Source organism: Streptomyces sp. NPDC051563 (assembly GCF_044454225.1).
Classification (GTDB): Bacteria; Actinomycetota; Actinomycetes; order Streptomycetales; family Streptomycetaceae; genus Streptomyces.
In genome coordinates, this window is record NZ_JBITDL010000017.1 from 178,785 (window position 1) to 199,829 (window position 21,045).

15 protein-coding genes and 2 pseudogenes are annotated in these 21,045 nt (G+C 74.1%); 7 read left to right on the plus strand and 10 right to left on the minus strand.

Features of this window, described 5'->3' with window-relative positions:
• The first annotated feature begins 125 nt into the window (after window positions 1-125).
• Both ACIA8F_RS21800 and ACIA8F_RS21805 read left to right on the plus strand, forming a co-directional pair.
• Window positions 126-1,415: an ATP-binding protein gene (locus ACIA8F_RS21800; protein ID WP_399380961.1), complete on the plus strand. Its 1,290-nt coding sequence runs from the start codon at window positions 126-128 to the stop codon at window positions 1,413-1,415.
• 325 nt (window positions 1,416-1,740) lie between these two features.
• On the plus strand, window positions 1,741-2,061 hold the full coding sequence (locus ACIA8F_RS21805; RefSeq protein WP_399380963.1) for a DUF6191 domain-containing protein: 321 nt from the start codon (window positions 1,741-1,743) through the stop codon (window positions 2,059-2,061).
• Between the two features lie 49 nt (window positions 2,062-2,110).
• On the opposite strand, the gene ACIA8F_RS21810 is transcribed toward ACIA8F_RS21805, so the two are convergent.
• From ACIA8F_RS21810 to ACIA8F_RS21830, 5 genes are all read right to left on the minus strand, one after another.
• Window positions 2,111-2,788 (minus strand): hypothetical protein, encoded by a 678-nt coding sequence (locus tag ACIA8F_RS21810; RefSeq protein WP_399380965.1) that lies wholly within the window; start codon window positions 2,786-2,788, stop codon window positions 2,111-2,113.
• Window positions 2,785-4,392: a serine/threonine-protein kinase gene (locus tag ACIA8F_RS21815; RefSeq protein WP_399380966.1), complete on the minus strand. Its 1,608-nt coding sequence runs from the start codon at window positions 4,390-4,392 to the stop codon at window positions 2,785-2,787. The genes ACIA8F_RS21810 and ACIA8F_RS21815 overlap by 4 nt, the downstream gene beginning before the upstream one ends.
• 113 nt (window positions 4,393-4,505) lie before the next feature.
• The gene (locus tag ACIA8F_RS21820; RefSeq protein ID WP_399380968.1) at window positions 4,506-5,762 is read right to left on the minus strand and encodes a Tm-1-like ATP-binding domain-containing protein; all 1,257 of its coding nucleotides are present in this window, start codon (window positions 5,760-5,762) and stop codon (window positions 4,506-4,508) included.
• A gap of 48 nt (window positions 5,763-5,810) precedes the next feature.
• Window positions 5,811-6,305, minus strand: a complete 495-nt coding sequence (locus ACIA8F_RS21825; protein WP_399380969.1) for an NUDIX domain-containing protein — start codon at window positions 6,303-6,305, stop codon at window positions 5,811-5,813.
• 57 nt (window positions 6,306-6,362) lie between these two features.
• Window positions 6,363-7,445 (minus strand): cation diffusion facilitator family transporter, encoded by a 1,083-nt coding sequence (locus ACIA8F_RS21830; RefSeq protein WP_399380971.1) that lies wholly within the window; start codon window positions 7,443-7,445, stop codon window positions 6,363-6,365.
• 169 nt (window positions 7,446-7,614) lie between these two features.
• Here ACIA8F_RS21830 and ACIA8F_RS21835 point away from each other — a divergent pair, with 169 nt between their 5' ends.
• From ACIA8F_RS21835 to ACIA8F_RS21845, 3 genes are read left to right on the plus strand one after another with little or no spacing between them, the layout of a single operon-like run.
• Complete coding sequence (locus ACIA8F_RS21835) at window positions 7,615-9,963, plus strand: FHA domain-containing protein (protein WP_399380973.1); 2,349 nt, start codon at window positions 7,615-7,617, stop codon at window positions 9,961-9,963.
• A 5-nt stretch (window positions 9,964-9,968) separates the two neighbouring features.
• Entirely contained in the window at window positions 9,969-10,604 is a 636-nt protein-coding gene (locus ACIA8F_RS21840) for a hypothetical protein (RefSeq protein WP_399380975.1), read from the plus strand.
• The gene (locus ACIA8F_RS21845; RefSeq protein ID WP_399380977.1) at window positions 10,604-11,587 is read left to right on the plus strand and encodes a serine/threonine-protein kinase; all 984 of its coding nucleotides are present in this window, start codon (window positions 10,604-10,606) and stop codon (window positions 11,585-11,587) included. Before ACIA8F_RS21840 ends, ACIA8F_RS21845 begins: the two co-directional genes overlap by 1 nt.
• Window positions 11,588-11,611: 24 nt before the next feature.
• Here the strand turns inward: ACIA8F_RS21845 and ACIA8F_RS21850 are convergent, their stop codons facing one another.
• The gene (locus tag ACIA8F_RS21850; protein ID WP_399380979.1) at window positions 11,612-12,001 is read right to left on the minus strand and encodes a hypothetical protein; all 390 of its coding nucleotides are present in this window, start codon (window positions 11,999-12,001) and stop codon (window positions 11,612-11,614) included.
• A gap of 54 nt (window positions 12,002-12,055) precedes the next feature.
• Window positions 12,056-13,339: a streptophobe family protein gene (locus ACIA8F_RS21855; RefSeq protein WP_399380981.1), complete on the minus strand. Its 1,284-nt coding sequence runs from the start codon at window positions 13,337-13,339 to the stop codon at window positions 12,056-12,058.
• A gap of 280 nt (window positions 13,340-13,619) precedes the next feature.
• Here ACIA8F_RS21855 and ACIA8F_RS21860 point away from each other — a divergent pair.
• Window positions 13,620-15,035: pseudogene (locus ACIA8F_RS21860) on the plus strand (DUF6777 domain-containing protein); the annotation flags it as partial.
• Window positions 15,036-15,482: 447 nt separating this feature from the next.
• Here the strand turns inward: ACIA8F_RS21860 and ACIA8F_RS21865 are convergent.
• Both ACIA8F_RS21865 and ACIA8F_RS21870 read right to left on the minus strand, forming a co-directional pair.
• Window positions 15,483-16,421, minus strand: a complete 939-nt coding sequence (locus ACIA8F_RS21865) for a C40 family peptidase (protein ID WP_399380983.1) — start codon at window positions 16,419-16,421, stop codon at window positions 15,483-15,485.
• A 29-nt stretch (window positions 16,422-16,450) separates the two neighbouring features.
• The gene (locus tag ACIA8F_RS21870) at window positions 16,451-17,821 is read right to left on the minus strand and encodes an SPFH domain-containing protein (protein ID WP_399380984.1); all 1,371 of its coding nucleotides are present in this window, start codon (window positions 17,819-17,821) and stop codon (window positions 16,451-16,453) included.
• Window positions 17,822-18,288: 467 nt separating this feature from the next.
• On the opposite strand from ACIA8F_RS21870, the pseudogene ACIA8F_RS21875 reads away from it, so the two are divergent.
• Window positions 18,289-20,312 (plus strand): annotated as a pseudogene (locus ACIA8F_RS21875) (SpoIIE family protein phosphatase); the annotation flags it as partial.
• Window positions 20,313-20,576: 264 nt separating this feature from the next.
• Here ACIA8F_RS21875 and ACIA8F_RS21880 read toward each other — a convergent pair.
• Window positions 20,577-20,867 (minus strand): DUF4328 domain-containing protein, encoded by a 291-nt coding sequence (locus ACIA8F_RS21880; RefSeq protein WP_399381019.1) that lies wholly within the window; start codon window positions 20,865-20,867, stop codon window positions 20,577-20,579.
• Window positions 20,868-21,045 lie beyond the last annotated feature (178 nt).

Genomic DNA, 21,045 nt, shown 5'->3' on the forward strand with positions numbered 1-21,045 from the left:
ACGGAGGGTTCAGTGACCGGCTGTTGTGCACGACGGAGCGTGATCAAGCGGCCCGCCCGCCCCTAGCCTCGCGGCAGCAAGGTGCACAGGAGGCACGCAGCAGCACGAACGAGGGGCGGTACCCGGTGAACTGGCTGATCCACGACTACCGCGAGAGCGATCTCGCGGCCGTTGTCCATCTGATCGACACCACGGCCGAACTCGGCCAGGAGTCGGTCTTCTCGCTCGCCGAATGCATCAGCGCCCTCACCGACCGGCAGCCCTGCGTGGTCGCCGTCCACCAGGGCGTGCCCATCGGCGCCGCCCTCGCCTGCGTCACCGGCGAACGCGCCTGGGTCATGCGCATCGCCATCGCCGCCGGCTGGCGCGGGCGGGGCCTGGCCAGCGCGCTCCTCGTGGAGCTGGAACGTCGGCTCATCGCCGCCCGCGTCGGGCGCATCGCCTACGTCCTGCCCGAGGAGGACCTGCTCGGCGAGGGACTCCTCAACGCCGGCTACACCCGCCAGCCCGCCGTCGCCTACTTCGAGAAGACCGAGCCGCTGCACGGACCGGCCGTCGGCCTCCTGGACGACCTCGGCGGCCGCTTCCTGCCGAGCGACCTGTGGGCCAAGGTCGCCGGCATGGAGACGGAGAAGGACCTCATCGAGCGGCGCGTCGTCCTGCCGCTCGCCGAGCCCGAACGGGCCGCCGCGCACGGGGTGCGGCCGCCGCGCGCCATCACCCTCTTCGGCCCGCCCGGCACCGGCAAGACCACCTTCGCCCGGGCCATCGCCTCCCGCCTCGGCTGGCCCTTCGTGGAACTGCTGCCCTCCCGCCTCGCCGACGAGGGCAACCTCGCGGCCGCGCTGCGCGACGCCTTCGCCCGCATCGCCGAACTGGAGCGCGTCCTCGTCTTCATCGACGAGGTCGAGGAGATCGCACCCGTGCGCACCGAGCCCGCCCAGCCCGGCGGGATCCACGGGGTGACCAACGAACTCCTCAAGCTGATACCGGGCTTCCGCGAGGGCGACGAACGGCTGCTGGTCTGCGCGACCAACTCCATCCGCTCCCTCGACCCGGCCTTCCTGCGCCCCGGCCGCTTCGACTACCTGATCCCGATCGGCACCCCGGACCCGGGCGCCCGCGCCGCGATCTGGGGCCGGTACACGGCGGGCCGTCCCGATGTGGACGTGGCGGCCCTGGTCGCGGCGAGCGAGCTGTTCACCCCGGCCGACATCGAGCACGCGGCGCGGATCGCGGCGCAGGTGTCCTTCGAGCGGGACCTGGAGGCGGTGGGCGCGCGCGGCGCGGCAGCGGCCCAGCTGGGCGCGAGCACGGAGGACTACCTGGCGGCGGTGGCGCAGTGCCGGCCGACGGTGACCCCGGCGATGACGGGGGAGTTCGCGGCGGACATCACCGCGCACGCCCGCTTCTGACGAAGGGGCGGCACGAGCCGCCGGCCCGCCACGGACGGGCAGGCGAAATGGCCCGCAGCCACTCCCCAAAGCGGCTGCGGGCCTCCCGCGCGGACTTGGCATCCGTGCGGGACGGCCACGTTCCGTTGGGGTGTATCGCCGGCTGGAACGTGGCAGTAAGGGTGCCGGGAGGGCCTAATCCCTGATGCCCTGCCGACACGTTCGAGTCAACCAGGGGCAGGGGTGCGCGCACCTCGGCCGCACGGCCACGACCGCCCCGGCCGTAAGGACGGCTCCGCGGGGCCGGACCATTGGCCGTAAGGGGGACCGGGGTTAGGGTCGGGCCATGGCCTTCGTCGTCTTCATGACCATTCCGGGGCTGGCGCTGCTGCTCACGGCCATCGCCTTCCTGGACCTCGCGCTGGAACGCGCGGGCCGCGCCGGGATGCTGCCCTGGCGCTGGAACGGCCGCAGGGGACAGATGTCCTCGACCGGCTTCGAGCAGCTGCACGCGAGCTTCTCGCCCGGCAAGCAGAACGAGCTCAAGGAGCGGCAGAGCGCGCTGACCATGCGCGACGACGAGGAGGACGGCGCCCCGCCCCGCTCCCGCGTGGACCTCGACGGCGGGCTCGCGGTGATCCGGCTGCCGGGCGCAGGCTCCCGCTAGGTCCCGCTAGGTCCCGCCGTCACCTTCCCGCCCCCCTGGACGTCCGTTCCTAGGGGCGGCAGCGGTACGTGAACTCCGCCGCGGCCGTGCGGCGTACGGGGGAGACGAGCTCCAGCTCCGCTTTCGCGGGGTAGCTGCCCGCGCCCTGGAAGGTCCACAGCAGGTGCAGCCGGGCCTCCTTGCGGCCGCTCGGCACCCGCTCGCTGAGCTTCTCCGAGCGCGTGCCGTCACTGCGCAGCCAGCGGTACGTGAGGACCCCCGGCCGCCCGTTGGTCGCCACCACGGCCACCACGTCGGCGGTCCCGTCGCAGCCGGGCCCCGCGGCGCCCGCGGCGTCGGTGGACACCGCCAGGTCACGGACCTCCAGGGCCGGACCGAAGCGCTGCCAGCCCAGGTAGCAGAGGACCCCGATCAGGACCACGGCGGCCAGGGTGTAGCGCCGCCACTCGCTGCGCCGGCGCGGTGCCGGGGCCGGGTACAGGGGGAACGGCGCGGGCAGTGCGGCCGTCACCCCGGGCCCGAAGCGCAGGACCGAACCCTCGACCCGGTCGGGCACGGCCCCGGTCGGTACGTCGAACCGCGCGGTCGGGGCGGTCCGTTCGGTCCCGGCCACGGCGCCGAGCCGCTCGGTCCGCTCCGTGCCCTGCGGCGGTCCGCTGATCCAGTGACTGCCGAGCACGGTGGCGCTGTAGTCGTCGTCGCCCTGCGGGGCGTGCGGATCGCTCATGCCGGCTTGCACCCCCGGATGTAGATGCTCTGGACGGAACTCTGGTTGGCCGCGGCCGGCTTGGTGGTGGCCCGGACGCTCCAGTAGCAGCCGGCGCCCCGGGCGAAGGTGTGCGCGAGGGTCTTCGTACCGGGGCTCCCGGCGGGGAACTCGATGCTCTGGCTCCCGTCGGAGACGGTCAGGGCGCCCTTGTCGTCACCGGTGAACCATTCGACGACCAGGGTGTACGGGCCCGCGCCGTCGCTGTCGACGGAGAAGGCGGCCTCGGTGGTGCCCGGGCCCGTCTGCCGGAAGGAGGTGACGTTCACCGCGGAGATCTTGACCTTCGGGGACGGGGAGGGGGTCGGTGTGGGCGTCGCGGACGGGGTCGGCGGCTTCGTCACCGTCCAGCTCGGTGTCGGTGTCGGCGTCGGCATCGTGTAGCTCGGGCTCGGGGTCGCCGAAGGCGATGCGGACGGCGTGGGTGTCGGCGTCGCCGTCGCCGGTACGGCGGCGCTCGGTCCGGGCGCCGCCGTGGCCGGGCCCGGCGCCGACGCGCGGGACGTGGCGAAGGCGTTGAGCGCCATCGCGCCGCCCGGCTCCGAACCGACCGCCTGGTAGCCCAGTACGGCCACCAGCCCGAGCACCAGCGCCGCGCCCGCCGCGAGCAGCCCGCGCCCGCCCGGGGACCAGCCCGGCGGAGGCGGCGGCAGGACCGTGGTGGCCAGGGCGGTGGCGCCCTGCGCCGGGGCGCCCGCGGAGGGGAACAGCAGCGGCAGCAGCGCCGCCAGCGCGGCCAGCTTGCGCTGTCCGCGCTCCTCCCACTGGGGGCCGTACGCCGCCAGGGCCACCGCCTCCAGTTCCGCGACGAACGCCTCGGCGTCCTCGGGCCGCTGCTCGGGGGCCTTCGCCAGTCCGCGCCGGATCAGCGGGCGCACCGGCTCGGGCGCCTCGGTCTCCGGAACCGGAGCCTCGATGTGCTGGACCGCGAGCTCCGCGAAGTTCTGCCCGTCGTACGGCTTGCGGCCGGTCAGGCATTCGAAGAAGGTCGCCGTCGCCGCGTACACGTCGGCCGCGGGCGAGGCGGGACGGCCCTGCCACTGCTCCGGGGCCATGTAGGCGGGGGTGCCCGCCGCCCCGGGCGTCGTGCCCAGGGGGGTGGCGATCCCGAAGTCGACCAGCTTGGAGGTTCCGTCGGCCGCGACCAGCACGTTCGCCGGCTTGTAGTCCCGGTGGACCACACCGGCCCGGTGGGCGTCGGCCAGCCCCAGCAAGGATCCCTTCAGCAGCACCAGCGCCGCCTCCGGCCCGGTCCGTCCGCACTGCTTGAGCAGGGCGTTCAGCGGGATGCCGTCCACGAGCTCCATGACGATCGCGGCGCCGCCGGGCGCCTCGACGTACTCGTACAGCCCGACCACGTAGGGGGAGCGCAGGGCGCCGAGGAGCTGGGCCTCCGCCCGGAACTCCCGGACGAAGACCGGGTTCTCGCGCATCCGGTCGTTCAGGTACTTCACCGCGACGGCCGTGCCGGTGCCCTCGTGGACCGCGAGGACCACGCGGCCGCTGGCGCCCGAACCGAGCTCGCGGACCTCCGGGTAACCGGGAACCGACCACACGCCGTTCATGTCCACCCCCCTTGCCGTGGCGTGACCGCGCCCCGGAGCCGGTCGTTCCAGGGACCGGCCACCACCTGGGACACATTTCCGCCACGGCCGGTTCCCGGCCGGGGAGCCGGGCGTCAGGCCGCTGCGGCCCGCGCCCCGATCATCGAGTGCAGCCGGTCGGCCGCCGCCCGGCCGAACGCCGGATCGTTGATGTGGGTGTCGTAGTCGTGGATCCGGGCGGCGCTGCCCCGCAGCCCGTCGCGCAGGGCCGAGAACAGCGCCCCGTCGGCCTCGGGGTCGTGGTAGGGCCCGCCGGGGGCGCCGAGCGTGGACAGCCCGAGCAGGGGTACGCAGACGGCCGTGGGCCCGGTGGCCGCACGGAGTTTGGCGGCGACCCGGCGGCCGAGTTCGGCGCATTCGGCCGCGGTCGTACGGATCACCGTGATCGAGGGGTTGTGGACGCGGACCCGGCGGTACCGGACCCGTTCGGGCAGGCTCTCCATCGGCCCGAACTTCACCATGTCCAGCGCCCCCAGGCTCACCACCTGCGGAATCCCGGCCCGCCCGGCGGCGCTGAGCCGGTCGGGGCCCGCGGTCAGGATGCCGCCGCACAGGTCGTCGGCGAGCTCGCTGAGCGTCAGGTCGAGGACGCCGGCGAAGATCCCCTGGCCGGCCAGGGTCTCCAGGGTCCGGCCGCCGGTGCCGCTGACGTGGAAGACGAGGACCTCGTAGCCCAGTTCGGTCAGCCGTTCCCGGGCCGCGTCCACGCCGATCGTGGTCACGCCCGCCATGCTCGCCGCGACCAGCGGCCGGGGCCCCGAGCCCAGCCGGGCCGGCCGGCGCAGCTCCAGGCCGGAGCGCGCGTAGGCCTCGGCCATCCCGGAGACGGCCGCGACGGCATTGGCCAGGACCGGAGCGGAGATGCTGTTGATCCCCGCGATGTCCACGACGCTGTACATCATCGTGATGTCCGCCGATCCGACGTACGGGGCCACGTCCCCGGACGCCATCGAGGAGACCATCACCTTCGGAACGCCGAGCGGCAGGGCGCGCATCGCCCTGGTGGCGATGGAGGTGCCGCCGCTGCCCCCGATCGCGAGGACTCCGTGCAGCCGGCCTTCGGCGTGCAGGCGTAAGAGGGTCGCTTCGGCGCCCCGGGCCATCGTGGTCACGGCCGCACCCCGGTCGGCGGCCGTGCGCAGTGCGGACAGTTCCGTTCCCGCGGCCCGCGCCACCGCTTCGCGCGGTATGTCGGCGGGCACACGGGGCTCGTTCATGATTCCTGTGTCGACCGTGATCACTTCGACGCCGGCGCGCAGCAGCCTCTCGCGCAACCAGCCGTACTCGACACCCTTGGTGTCCAGGGTTCCCACCAGCACGACGTTCGTCATACGTGCAATGTCCATGCAGGTGGGGTTTGTTGGCAAGTAAAGGTCAGGTCAACCCTCATGTGCCAGCATGTCCAACAGCCGCTCCAGGAACGGGATCTGAGACACCACCAGTTTGGTTCTGGCCACCGCGGGAGTGAACCACTCCACCCGGTCCAGCTCGGGGAACTCCGCGATCCGCCCCGATTTCGGCGGCCACTCCATGGTGAAGGTGCCGTGCACCGCGAGGGCCGGATCCAGGTCGGCCCGTACCGCCCAGATGGTCACCAGCTTCCCGCCGGTCGTCCGCACCTCGCCCAGCGGCAGGTACGGACCCTCGGGCGGCGGCAGCCCGACCTCCTCCTCGAACTCCCGCCGGGCCGCGTCCAGCGGCGCCTCTTCGGGCCCGTACTCGCCCTTGGGGATCGCCCAGGCGGCCGCGTCCCGGCGCTCCCAGAGCGGGCCGCCCATGTGGCCGAGCAGGATCTCGACGGGCCGGGCGGGGGCCTCGTCCGTGGTGCCGGGCTGCCTGAACAGGAGGAGCCCGGCGCTGCGCTTGGCGGTCATGGCCCCATCCCTACCCCGTCCGGGTGCTCCTCAGGCGGCAGCCCCTCGGGTGGCGGCTCAGTGGTCGTGCGGGCCCTGGCGGTGCACCGGCCCGTGGGCGTCCGCGCAGTGCGCGTCGGTCCGGTCGTTGCCGGCCCGGTCCTCGCCGGGGCGGCCGACCGTGAGGAGGGAGTCCTGGACGTGGTCCACCTGGAGGGTGGTGTGCGTGATCCCGTACTCCTTCGCCAGCAGCGCCTCCAGATCCCGGCGCACGGCGTGGCAGTCCCCCTCCGGGGCCACCAGCACGTGGGCGGACAGGGCGGCCTGCCCGGAGGTGATCGTCCAGATGTGCAGGTCGTGCACCTCGGTGACCGGAGGCTGCGCGACCAGGCGGTCGCCGACCGTGTCCGGGTCCACGTGGGCCGGAGCCGCCTCCAGCAGGATCCGGCCGGACTCGCGGACCAGCCCGTAGCCCGCCTTGACCATCAGGACGACCACGACGAGCGAGGCGATCGAGTCGGCCTGCCGGAAGCCGGTGGTGAGCACGATCAGACCCGCGACGGCGGTGCCGATGAAGGCGAACAGGTCGTTGAGGATGTGCTGGTAGGCGCCCTCGACGGCCAGGGAGGTGCGGTTCGCCTTGGAGATGCACCAGGCCGCCACGATGTTGACGACGATGCCCGCCAGCGCCGTCACCAGCACCAGCCCGCCCTCCACGGGCGGCGGATCGAGCAGCCGCCGCACCGCCTCGTACGCCAGCCAGACCGCGAGCAGCAGCAGGGTGAGGCCGTTGGCCTGGGCGGAGAGTATCTCCGCGCGCTTGAGGCCGTACGTGAAGCCACCGCGCGCCGGCCGGGCGGCCAGCCGCATCGCGATCAGCGCGAGGACGATCGAGACGGCGTCCGTCAGCATGTGCGCGGCGTCGGAGATCAGGGCCAGGGAGTGCGCCAGGACGCCGATCACCACCTCGACGGCCATGAAGCCGGCGATCAGCCCGAGGGCGATGCCGAGCCAGCGCCGGTCGGCGTCGGCGGCGACCCCGTGGCTGTGACCCGCGTGACCGTGACCGGACTCCTCGTGGCCGCCGTGACCGCCGTGACCGCCCTCGCTCTCGTGGCCGACGGTGCCGTGGTCGTGCGGCGCGTGGTCGTGCACGCTCATGGTGTCCCCCGTGGGTCGTGGCGAACCGCTCGCGCGTTCCGCTCCGCCTGAAGTGAAGCGCACCTCGACGCGATGGGCAAAGGCTGCAACGGGGACCGTTGTCATTACCCATAACGCCGCCCTGACCTGCGGTTATGCCGGGCGCTCCGGATCGTGGGAAAATCGGCGCATGGTCCAGCGCCCCGGTGTGCCGACCGCGCCCGAGCTCCTCCTGGAAACCGACAGGGGGACCACCGCGATGAGCCCGCGCCGGACCTACCACGTCGGCCGGGACCCCCTCTGCGAGATCTGCCTCGACGACGCCCGCGTGTCCTGGCGCCACGCGGTCCTGCGCCCGGACGGCGACCACTGGACCCTGGAGGACGAGGACAGCACCAACGGCACGTGGGTCGACGGCCACCGTGTCCGCGAGTGGGCGGTCGGCGTCGGCAGCGAACTGCGCTTCGGCAGCGCCGCCGACGGACCGCGCGTCAGCTTCGCCGAACCCGCCGCCTCCTCCCGCCCCTCCTCGGTCTCCCACCCGGACATGACCAGCACCTTCCGGCAGCCGACCTCGATCCGCCCGCTGGCCCCCCAGGCGGCCGTCCGCATCGGCCGCGCCCCCGACAACGACCTCGTCGTCGACGACCTCGTCGTCTCCCGCCACCACGCCGAACTGCGCACCCGCCCCGACGGCGGATACGAGATCGCCGACCTCGGCAGCCACAACGGCACGTACCTCAACGGTGCCCGCCTCACCGGCGCCACCGCCGTCGGCGAGGGCGACATCGTCGGCATCGGCCACTCCGCCTTCTGTCTGGTCGGCGACCAGCTGCAGGAGTACGTGGACACCGGCGAGGTCTCCCTCGACGTCCAGGACCTCGGTGTGGCCGTCGACAACGGCCGCAAGACCCTCCTCGACCACGTCTCCTTCCCCGTCGGCGCCACCACCCTGCTCGCGGTGGTGGGCCCCAGCGGCGCCGGGAAATCCACCCTGCTCGGCGCGCTCACCGGCCTGCGCCCCGCCGACCACGGCACCGTCTTCTACGACGGCCGCGACCTCTACCGGGACTACGCCGAACTGCGCAGCCGCATCGGCCTCGTCCCGCAGGACGACATCCTGCACGCCCAGCTCACCGTGCGCCGCGCCCTCGTCTACGCCGCCGAACTGCGCTTCCCGCAGGACACCGCCAAGGCCGAACGCGAGGCCCGGGTCGACGAGGTGATCGGCGAACTCGGCCTGCAGCAACGCGCCGACCAGCCCATCCACAGCCTCTCCGGCGGCCAGCGCAAACGCGTCTCCGTCGCGCTGGAACTGCTGACCAAGCCCTCCCTGCTCTTCCTGGACGAACCGACCTCCGGGCTCGACCCGGGCATGGACCGCTCCGTGATGAACATGCTGCGCGGCCTCGCCGACGACGGCCGCACGGTCATCGTGGTCACCCACAGCGTCCTCAACCTGAGCGTCTGCGACCGCCTTCTGGTCCTCGCGCCCGGCGGCCGCATCGCCTACTACGGGCCTCCGGACGAGGCGCTCGGCTTCTTCGGCTTCGATCAGTGGCCCGAGGCCTTCGAGGCCTTCGAGAACGAGCGCGAGCGCGACTGGGCCGGGCAACACCGGTCCTCGCCGCTGTACCGCCGCTACGTGGAGGTCGCCGGCCGGGTCCCGCTCCCGGGGGCCGGAGAACGGGCCGTGGGCATCCCGCCGAAGCCGCCGCCCAAGGCGCAGAGCTGGGGTTCGCAGCTCTCCACCCTGATCCGCCGGTACTCCGCCGTGCTCAGCGCCGACCGCACCTTCCTGATCATCATGGTCGCCCTGCCGTTCGTCATGGGAGCCATGGCCCGCGCGCTGGCCGGCAGCGAGCTCACCGCGGAGACGGCGCTCAACGCCCTGTTCATCCTGTGCGTGGGCGGGGTCCTGACCGGAGCCGCCAACGCCGTCCGCGAACTGGTCAAGGAACGCGTCATCTACCAGCGCGAACGCGCCGTGGGCCTCTCCCGGTCGGCCTACCTGATGTCCAAGGTGGTGGTCCTCGGCGCCATCACCATCGCCCAGGCGGTGGTCCTCACCCTCGTCGGCCTCGCCGGGGTCAAGACCAACGCCCCCGGCGGCAAAGGCCTCTTCCTGCCCCCGCTGATCGAGATCACCCTGGTCGTCGCCCTGCTGTCCGTCACCGCCATGGTGCTCGGACTGCTGATCTCCGCCCTGGTATCCAAGGAAGAGGTCACCATGCCGCTGCTGGTCCTGCTCACCATCGTGCAGGTCGTCTTCTGCGGTTCCCTGCTGAAACTCACCGGGGTCCCCGTCATCGAACAGTTCGCCTGGTTCGTGCCGGCCCGCTGGGCCATGGGCGCCATGTCGGCCACCATCGACCTCGGCGCCATCGTCCCCGGCAAGATCACCCAGGACCCGCTGTTCGACCACAAACCCCGGCTGTGGCTCACGGAGGTGGCGGCGCTGGCGGGACTGGCGGTGCTGTTCGGCGTGCTGGTCGGCCGGGTGCTGCGGCGCCACGAACCGGCCATCATGCGGAAGTAGCCGCGATGACCAGCCCCGGCCAAGCCGCGGACTTCCGGCCCACCCACATCGTCCCGCAGGACGGACTCCCCGCGTGGGAGACCCCGGACACGTCCCGGCCGACCGTGCCGCTCGACGCCTTCCTCCCCGTACGGCTGCTGTCCCGGCGCGGCGAATGGGGAGAGATCCTGTGCGCCAACGGATGGTCCGCCTGGGTGGACGGACGCCTGCTCCTGGCCGTGCCGCAGCCCCCGCCGACCGGCGGGCGCCCGCTGACCCGCGTCGAGGACCCGCAGCCGCTGCTCGCCCGGTGCACCGAGGACCTGGAACGCTACCGGCGGGCCGTCAACGACCTCGCGGCCGGGCGGACCGACCCCGAATCCTTCCGGCGGTCCCTGCGGGGACTGCGCCTCGGCGTCGTCGTCGACGGGGAGTCCGTGTGGCTCTTCGACGAGGCGGCGGGACGGTGGATGTACGGGGACGGGAGCCGCCTGGCCACCTACGCGGTCGTCGCGGGACCCGGTGTCCCGCCCGGGCCGCAGACCCCGCCGGCGGAGGCCGACACCGAGGGCGGTGGCGACGTACGAGACGTTCCGCACGGCCCGGACGCGCCGCACGAGCCCACCAGGATCGTGGACCTGCCCGGGCCGGAGGCGGGCTGATGGGCTCCGGTCCGGCCGCGGAGCCGTTCCGCGGGCGGGAATCCGACCTGCGGGGGCGGCGGATCGCCGGGTACGTGGTGGAGGCCGAGATCGGGCGCGGGGGGATGGCCGTCGTCTACCGCGCGCACGACGTACGGCTCGACCGCACGGTCGCGCTCAAGCTCCTCGCGCCCGAGCTGGCGCGCAACGACGTCTTCCGGCAGCGGTTCGCCCACGAGTCGAAGGTGGCGGCGGCCATCGACCACCCGCACATCGTGCCCGTCTTCGAGGCGGGGGAGACCGACGGGCTGCTGTACATCGCCATGCGCTTCGTGCCCGGCCAGGACCTGCGGGCCATGCTGGACCGCACGGGCCCGCTTCCCGTGGAGGCCGCGGCCCGGATCGCCGGCCAGGTCGCCTCGGCCCTGGACGCGGCCCACGCACACGACCTGGTGCACCGGGACGTGAAGCCCGGCAACATCCTGGTCGCGGGCGGTACCGACAGCGAGCACCCCGAGCACGTCTACCTGACCGACTTCGGGCTGACGAAGAAATCGCTGTCGCTGACCGGATTCACGAGCGTCGGGCAGTTCGTCGGGACCCTGGACTACGTGGCGCCGGAGCAGATCGCCGGGAAACCGGTCGACGGCCGGTGCGACGTCTACAGCCTCGGGTGCGTGGTCTACGAAACCCTGGCCGGCGGCCCGCCGTTCCAGCGCGACGACGACATGGCCCTGCTCTGGGCCCACCAGTACGATCCGCCGCCGGCCGTGTCCTCGCGGCGCGCGGGCCTCCCGCCCGGGGTGGACGAGGTGCTGGCACGGGCCCTCGCGAAAGCGCCCGAGGACCGGTGGGGGAGCTGCCTGGAGTTCACGGGGGCGCTGCGGCGGGCGGGCGCGGGCGAGGGCGCGAGCCCGGGGGCGGCGGCCTTGGTCCGCGCGCCCGCCCGCTCGGACTCCGGGCCGCCGCCACCGCCGCCCCGATGGGCGCTGCCGGTGTTCTAGGCCCGGTGTTTTAGCCCGGCTGTTTCAGCCCCGGTCCTTTTCGGCGGGCGCGCACACGACGTGGGCCGTGACCTCGGCGTGCGCGGCCGAGGCGTACCAGCCCTTGCGGCCGTCCGCGCCGACGACGGGGTAGGAGGCCAGGACGGTGTGCCGGAGCGTGCCGTCGCGGCGGCGGTCCCAGTGGCTGGTGGAGTACCCGCCGGACTGCACGGCCGTGCCGCGCGGGCAGAACACCCTGCTGACGGACACCGCCTGCGCCGAGGCGTCCTTGCGGCCGGTGTCGCCGGAGAGCTGGCGGGCCGCGGGGCCGGTCGCCTGGGTGGGGAGGGCGGTGGAGAGGGTCAGGGCCAGTGCGGAGAGGGCGATCAGGCCAGCGGCGTGAAGCGGCCGGAACAGGCCTTTGGTCATGTTCACGGAGACCAGCGTGTCATGCGGAAACGATCCCCCGATGAGCCGATTTGCGACTGTTCACCCGAACGGCGCAACGGGCGGCCGGGCCGGCCCGGGCCTGCGGCGGCGGGGGAGCAGGGCGCCGAGGAAGCCCGCCACCGCGCCCGCGAGGAAGGCGAGCCCGACCGTGCGCCAGAGCAGGGGCCGCAGCTCCACCTCTCCGCCGAGCTGGTCCGCGTCGCCGATGCCCAGCAGGGAGAGGCCGAACTGGGCCTGGATCCGGGCCAGCAGGCAGACCACCAGGGTGGCCAGGGCCAGGGCGACGGCCAGGTGGAGGGCGTGCTGCCAGGCGCGGACGTGCGCCGGCGAGCGGGCGGCGGCCAGGGCGCCGGCGGCGAGCAGCAGGACGACGGCCAGGACGACGAGCCACCAGGCCCGGGAATCCTGCTCCGTGAGCGAGGCCACGTCGATGGTGGACAGGTCCGGGGCGGAGCCCTGGCCGGTGCCGCGCAGCACCTCGTCCAGGACCTTCGGCACCGGCAGCCCGAACGGTCCCTCGGCCTTGCCCTCCCAGGCCCCGCCGAAGCCGAGGGTGAGGGCGGGCCAGACCAGGTTGGGCAGGCCCAGCAGGATCACCGCGAGGGTGCGGTCCGCGTGCCCCCGGGTCCCCGCCACCACCAGGCCGACGCCGATCCCGACGAGGACGTACGCGAGGAGCAGCGCGACCACGGCGAAGGCCGCCGGCCGCACCGCCGCATGGAAGCGGACCAGCCCCGCCGGGAGCGGTGCGCGCCGGGACACCAGCAGCGAGACCAGCAACAGGCCCAGGATCCACAGCAGTCCGAAGCCGAGGCTGGCGGGGACCGCGGCCTCGAAGCCCACCGTCGGCGTGGCGTCGAGGACCTCCCCGATGTCGCCGAGGACCGAATCGCCGGTGGAGAGCGCGAAGTTCTGGCGGGACAGCAGGGCCGTGCCGGTCAGCGCGGCCAGCCAGAGGAGCACCAAGGGTGCGGCGCGCGCGAGGAGTTCGCGGACTCCCGCCACGGCGCGGTTGTGCAGGGGCCGCAGGAAGAGCCAGCCGGTGGTCAGTGCACCGGCCAGGCTGACGGAGAGGGGGAGCAAGGACAGGCTCGCGTCGGCTCCCGCCAGGAAGCCGGCCCCGCCCGTGACGTCGACCGAGCCGCCCGCGGCCATCAGCACCACGGCGGCCACGACGTGCGGGAAGGCGCCGCCCGGCAGATCGCCGGCGCCGGCGAGGGCCAGCCCCGCGGAGGCGACCACGACCATCACCGCGAAGCCCGCGAGGACCGCGACGAAGGCGTCGCGCCAGGCTCGCGCGGCCGGTGCCGTTGTAGGGCTCACCTTGCAACCGTAGGCAGCTCCGCTTGCGGCCACCACCCGGACGGCGCACACAATGGTCGCCAGGAGTGCATGAAATCCGGAGATTTCCGCTGATGCCCCGCAGAAGTTCCATAAGGGAACCACCGCGGGGCACCGCACGAAGGCCGTGCAAGGTCTCCTCGGGCCGGGCATGGCCGCGTAAGGCCGGGCAAGGCCACGTAGGGGCCGGGCACGGCCGGGCAAGGGCCGCAGCGGAACGTCCACAGGGGACCGGAACCCCTCCGCCTGGGAAGAAGAGCCCGTGACCACTCAACCCTCCGGCCAGCAGCCGCCGTGGCCGACACAGCCGTCACAGCCGCCCTCGCAGCCGCCGTCGTCTTCGTCCGGGCGCCCTACGGGACCTCCTTCCGGGCCCCTCTCCGGGGGCCGGGAAGGCCCGCCGCCACCGCCCCCGCCGGCCCCTCCCGGAGAATCCGGGAGCGGGGTGCCTCCCGGGCCCCCCGAGCCCCCGCGCAAGGCGTGGTGGCGCTCCGTACCCCGGCTGGCCACCACGATCGTCGCCCTCGCAGCCGCGGTGACCCTGGCCGTCGTCCTGACCAGGCCCAGTGGCAGCGGGGGCACCACCACCTCCGCGGGCAACGAGGTCTTCCTCCAGCCCGCGGCGGCTTCCGGTCCCGACCCCTTCACCGAGTCCACCGCCGCGAAGCAGGCCACGCCGCCGCCCGAGAGCCCGCCGCCACCACCTCCCCCGGCGCCCTCGACGGCGGAGACGAAGCCCGGGGCGAACACCCCGTCGAAGGCCCCCTCGACCGCGCCGCCCACCGCCACCCGCAGTGTCAGCGGCGCCTCGCCCGAGCTGTACGGGGGCACGCCGTCCGCGCCCGCCTGCGACGTCGAGAAGCAGATCCGGGTGCTGTCGGCGCAGCCCGCCAAGAACGCCGCCTTCGCCACCGGGCTCGGCATCCAGCCGGCCTCCGTGCCGGGGTACCTGCGCTCCCTGACCCCGGTCCAGCTCCGGGTGGACACCCGGGTCACCAACCACGGCTACGTGGACGGCCGTTCCACCGCCTACCAGTCCGTGCTCCAGGCCGGGACCGCCGTGCTCGTGGACGACCGCGGGGTGCCGCGGGTCCGCTGCGCCTGCGGCAACCCGCTCGGGCCGCCGGTGGCGCTGCAGGCCAACCCGAAGCGGTTCGGGCAGCCCTGGACCTCGTACCAGCCCTCGCAGGTCGTGGTCATCGCCCCGTCCGTGACCATCGTGAACAAGTTCGTGATCTACGACTACCACGACCGCCGCTGGTTCGAGCGCGACCGGGGCGACCACCACGGCCGCCACGACAGGCCGATCCCGCCGCCGGTGATCCACACCCCGATCTTCCCCACGCCCACGCCGACGTTCACGTCGCCGTCGCCCACGCACACGTCGCCCTCCCCGACGGTGACTTCGCCGTCGCCGACGCTCACTTCGCCGTCCCCGTCGGTCACCTCTCCGTCGCCGACGCTGACGTCCCCGTCCCCGTCGGTGACCTCCCCGTCGCCGACGCTGACTTCGCCGTCCCCGACGGTGTCGCCGTCGCAGTCGCCTTCGGAGTCGCCCTCGCAATCCCCGTCCGAGTCCCCGTCGGTCTCGCCCTCGGTCTCGCCCTCGGAGTCACCGTCGAAGCCCCCGTCGCAGTCGCCGTCCGTGACCCCGTCCGAGTCGGCCTCCACCTCGCCGTCCGCGGAGCGGCGGGCGACGTCGCCGACACCGGCACCGTCCGTGTCGCCCTCGACGAGCGCGGTGACGCCGTCGCCGACGAAGAGCTCGGCGGCGCCCCTGCCCCCGGCCCCGCCGAAGACCTCCTCGGCGGCGCCGAAGCCCGAGCCCCCGGTGACCCCGGTGCGGCCCGAGCCGCCGAAGCCGACGCCTCCGCCGCTGGTTTCGCCGCAGCCCGAACTCCCGCCGCCCCCGCCCCCGCCGCCTCCGCCGGCTCCGGCCACCACGCTGATCGTGCCCCCGCCGCCGGCCTCCCCGCAGGGGCCCGGAGACGGCACCGACCAGAACTCGGACGGAGGTCCGGCCGGTAACGGCAACTAGTAGGGTCCGGCCCGACACGAAGACCTCCCCGAGGACCGATGGCCCTCGGGGAGGTCTGGTCGCGCCGCCGCCGTGCGGAGCCGACTGCTAGCGGACGCGTCCGTACAGGTTCGGGTTGTACGCGCTGAAGCTGGAGACGCGGACCTGCTTGCCCGGGCGGGGGGCCTCGATGTATGTGCCGTCGCCGAGGTAGACGGCCACGTGGTGGATGCCCGAGGTACTGCCGTTCGAGGTCCAGAACACCAGGTCGCCGCGGCGCAGCTCGGAACGGGAGATCGGGGTGGTGGCCCGGTACTGGTCGGAGGCCACGCGGGGCAGGGTGATGCCCGCGGAGCGGTACGCGGCCTGGACCAGACCCGAGCAGTCCCAGCCGTGGGGTCCGTTGCCGCCCCAGACGTAGGGGTCGCCGAGGTGACTGCCGGCGAAGGAGATGGCGCCTTCGGTGCCCTGGCGGATGGGCGTTCCGGAGGAGCCGGAGGAGCCCGAGGAGCCCGAGGAGCCGGACGAGCCGGAGGAGGAACCGGATCCGGCCCCGGAGCCGCCCGCGAAGCGCTCGTACTTGTCCTTGTGCTGGGTCCAGCGCCACCAGCCGGTGCCGTCCTTGTACCAGTACACCCGGTCCGCGGCGTCCCAGCCCGCGCGGCCGCGGAACGTCGGCTCGGAGGTGCGTACGGAGGAGGAGCGCGAGGACGACGACGAGGGCGAGGAAGCAGAGTGCGGGGCCGGGGAGCCGCCGCTGTTCGCCACGTACTTGCTGTAGTGCTGCGTCCAGCGCCACCAGCCGGTCGCGTCCTTGTACCAGTACTTCGAGCCGTCCCAGCCGGCGTGCGCCGGCGCCGGCTCGGCGGACGCGGCGCCCACGCCGCTGCCCATCATCACAGTGGCACCGACGGCCGCGACCACGGCGCCGCGCAGGGTGCAGCGACGGCGGCGGGCCGAGGCGGCCGTCATGGCCGTCGTACCGCGCGCGCAGCCGGTGCAGTCACAGCTGTCGGGTATTTCCTCGGTGAACTCGGGCGTGCGCATGCATGATTCCTTTTCCCTCGGGGGTGGGGTCAACGCGCGTCGGCGGCAGGGCCGCGCGCCGTGTAGAAGGCCACGGTCAAGTCCTTGACCAGGGCCTTGCGTTCGTAGTCGTCCAGGCTCACGAGCCCGCGGTCCGACATCCGGTGAACGGTGTCGTCGACGGCGTCGAGCACGGAGGTGAGGACGGAGTCCCGGTGCCGGGCGTCGATCGAGGCGATCCGGCGGCGCTGCATCGCGGCGGCGACCTCGGGGGCGTACTCGACGTGCAGCGGGCGGGCGGAGAAGACCTCGACGCCGACGGCCTTGCACTCGGCGGCGAGCAGCCGCGTCAGCTCGTCGCCGACGGCCTCGGTGTCGCGCAGGGTTTCCGGTCCGTGGGGTCGGTCGCGTCCGTACGGTTCCGGGCCGAAGGAGTCGGCGGGCATCCGGGAGAGCACCCGGGCGGTCGCGGACTCGACCTGTCCGCGCAGGTAGGCGGTGTAGTCGTCGACCGCCAGCAGCGCGCGGGCGGTGTCCCTGACCCGCCAGACGACCAGGACGACGGACCGCAGCGCGGTGCCCTCGGAGTCGACGACGCTGAGCGGTTCGCTGCGCCAGTGGCGCAGCCGGACGTCGACGCGGGTGTGCCGCGGGACCGGGCTGGACCAGATGAGGCCGGTACGGCGGATCGTGCCGCGGTAGCGGCCGAAGAGGGTCAGCGACCAGGCCTGGCCGGCGCGGCCGCGCCGCAGTCCGCCGAGCGCGGCGAGCGTGAGGAGCGCGCAGCACACGACGACGGCCAGGGGCCAGACCTCGGCGGGGGAGGTGGCGGGGCGGAGCTCCTCGAACCGTGCGAGGAGGACGGCGCCGCCCGTGGCCGACAGGGCGGTGAGCAGCGCCCACCAGCCGGAACAGGTCCGCGCGGGACGTTCGGTGAGCTCGGGGTCGAGCACGGCCGGCAGGGCCCGGGGCCGGTCCGCGCCCGCCGCGGTGGACGCGGTGGGTGGGGTGGCCGCAGCGGGCCGGGGTATCGCCGCGTGGACGGGGGCATGCCGCAGGGTGTCCGGGTCGGCCGGTGCGGGACCGGGCCGGCGGGCTCCGGCGGGGCCGCCGGAAGCCGCAGTGCCGGTGGCGCCCCGGGTGCGGGCGCCGGCCGGCTCCTCGTCACGGAAGAGGGGGCCGAGCACGAGCGGATCGCGGTACGGACGGACGACCAGACTCCCGCGCCCGGTCCGGGTACCTGCCCCGGATCCGTCGGCCGGGGCCTCGGGAGCCCCGGTGGCCTCGGGAGCCCCGGTGGCCTCGGGGGCCTCCGTGGCCTCGGAGGTGTCGCCGTCGGGATCGGCGGAGCCCGTGAGCGGGGTGGATGCCGGTCCGGGGGTCCGGGCCCCTTCGTGCGCAGCTTCGGTGCCTGCGTCCACCCCTCCCCCCGGTATGCCGGCCGGTTCTCCGGTCGTCTTCGGCGCTTGCGACAAGCCACACCCCACACAGCCGTGGGCGTCAACGACCCCGTGCCCGGGGGTTCCTGACGCCAGCAAAGATGATCATGAACGGATCGATCTTCGCGAAATCGTACAAGTCACCCATACGGCGAAAGTCACGACAGGCCGGGACTTTGGTCCTTTTCCGTCCCGGAACGCGGTGTCGAGGGGCGGCGCTAGCGCACGGGCGGGGCTGGCCCCGTTCGACACGCCGGACCGACCCTCCGCGCACCGCGAACCCGCGCCCTTTCCCGTACCGTCCGCGCAAGATCCCGGGGCTCCGTGCGGACCGCCGCGGACCGGCGCGGGCCGGGGAAGAGTGAGACCCTGAAGGTGTGGCCGAAAGGGGAGTGACCCCGCAGGTCGAGTGGCCTGCCCGGACGGACACGAGCCTCGCGCTCAACCACATGGGCACCTTCGACTGGGACCTCGACAGCGGGCGGATGTTCCTGGACACCACCGCCCTCGAGGTCCTCGACCTGCGCCCCGGGGAGTTCACGGGCACGCCCGCCGGACTGCGGGTCCGCCTGGCACCCGGCGAGGAGGCCCGGCTCGACGCCCGGGTCGCCCAGGCCCTGAAGGCCGGCCGCACCCACTACGGGGCCTACGTGCGCAGCCGCGACCGGGACGGGGCCCCCGGCTGGACCCATGTCCAGGGCCGCATCCTGCGGGACCCGCACGGGCGTCCGTACCGTGTCATCGGGATCCTCCGCGATGCCGTCCACGACCCGGGCGAGCCCGGCGCGGCCGGGGAACGGGACGAGGGCCGTCGCCGGATGACCGGGGTCATCGAGCGGACCACGGCGATCCTGGCGCACGCCCGCACCGTCAACGACGTCACCGACGTCCTGAAGGACCCCGAGGCCCTCGGTCACCTCGGCGCGGTCAGCGTCATGCTCGGCGTGGTGGACGGCGGCCGGATCCACCTGGTCGCGGAGGGGCAGCTCGGCGCGTACGTACCGGAGACCGAGTACACGCGGATCGACGCGCCGCTCCCGATGAGCGAGGCGGTACGGACGCTGCTGCCGGTGTACCTGGGCTCCCGCGAGGAGTTCCAGCGCCGCTACCCGGAGCTGTGGCCGTACATCGAGCCGCTGGCCGTCCGCAGCGGGGTCTACCTGCCGCTGATCGCCCAGGGCCGGCCCGTCGGCGCGCTCGGACTGCTCTACACCCGGGAGGGCGACTTCGACGCCGAGGAACGCAACGTGCTGATGGCGCTGGGCAGCGGCATCGCGCAGAGCCTCCAGCGGGCCATCCTCTTCGAGCAGGAGCACGACCTCGCCGAAGGCCTGCAGAGGCCATGCTGCCGCGCCGGATCCCGGAGGTGGCGGGGGCGCTGATCGCCGTGCGGTACCGGGCCGCCCGGATGGGGCGGGACATCGGCGGGGACTGGTACGACGTGGTCCCGCTCGGCGGGGGCCGGGTCGGCGTGATGATCGGCGACGTAGAGGGCCACGACACGGACGCCGCCGCTGTCATGGGCCAGCTGCGGATCGCGCTGCGCGCGTACATCGCCGAGGGCCACACGCCCGGCGCGGCCATGGCCCGGGCCTCGGCCTTCCTGCGGGACCTGGAGACGGAACGCTTCGCCACGTGCATGTACGCCGACATCGACCTCACCAGCGGCATGGCCCGGCTGGTCCGGGCCGGGCACATCGACCCCGTGGTGCGGCGCGGCGACGGCAGTTGCCACCGGGTGCAGGTCGCGGGCGGGCTGCCGCTGGGCCTGCCCGCGCGCGAACCGGGGGAGCCCGGTGCGGAGAGTCCGGGCGGCCCGGGCGGGTCCGGCGCTTCCGGCGGGGCCGGTACGGGATATCCCGTCACCAGCCTCGAACTGCATCCCGGGGACACCCTGCTGCTGTGCACGGACGGTCTGACCGAACGGCCCGGCGGGGACCCCGACACCGGGATGCGCGAGCTCATGGACGCGGTCCGGGACGGGCCCGCGGACGTGGAGGAACTCGCCGACGTGCTGTGCGACCTGGTCGGGGACTCGGGCGGCGGGGACGACATGGCGCTGCTCCTGCTGCGCCGGCGCGGCACCCCGCTCCCGCGCGGCGGCGGCCCGCTGAGCCACCGCCTCACCCCCGGGGACCCGGACGCCCCGGCGATGGCCCGCCACCTGATCCGGGCCGCCGCGGCGGCATGGGGTGCGTGGGACCAGGCGGACGAGATCGAGCTGGCGGCGGACGAGCTGATGACCAACGCGCTGGTCCACACGGACGGCGTCGGCGGGGTCAGCATGCGGCTGACCCCGGAGGGCCGGATCCGGATCGAGGTGGAGGACACCAGCAGCGCGCTGCCCCGGCGCCGGGAGGCCGACGACTGGGCGGTGTCGGGACGCGGCCTGATGCTGGTGGACCGGCTCGCGGACGCCTGGGGCGTGGAGCCGCGGGGCGGCGGGAAGTGCGTGTGGTGCGAGTTCGCCGTCCACTCTCCCGGCGTCCCGGAAGCCGGTCACTCGGGAGCCGGCCTCCCGGGCGCCCTCCCGGAGGCCGGCCTTCCCGGCACCGGGCTCCCGCAGGCCGGCCACGCGGGTCCCGTTCTCCCGGAGGCCGGTCCGCCGGATCCCGCCCGTCCGTCCGGGGAGCCCGGGGGCACCGAGCAGGCGCGCGGGCCCGCCGGGCTGCCGGGTGCGGGGGGCTGAGCGGGGGCCGGAAGGGGCGGGTTGCCCGCGGTACCCGGGTTTCCGGACTTACCGGGCCGCGTACGGGCCCTGCGCGCCCCGGGCGGTCTGCATCGCCGTCAGTGCGCGCACGAAGCGGATCGCGAGGACGGAGGCCGCGAGCAGCAGCGCCCCGTACACGGCTGCGGCGGTGGCGGCCGTCGCGAGCCCGTCCGCGTCCTCGGCGCGGTCGTGGAGGATGCCGAAGACGCGGCCGGCGAACAGCGCGGAGATCCACACCAGCCACCACGTGGTGACGGGCGCCGTCGAGACGGGCCGCCGGGCGCCGTCCGGCCCGCGCAGGAGGCCGGCCGCCCAGATCTCAGCAGGGAGAGGGGTTCCGGGGCGAACTCCTGCGGCGGCGTCTGCTGGTCGGGGTCGACGGGCTGCGGCGAGCCGGTCGTGCTGAAAGACATGAAGGGCTGGTTCGTTCCCTTCGCCTTACTCCGCATCCCGTACGGCATGGCGAAGGGGGGGGGACCCCCGGGAACAACGGGAA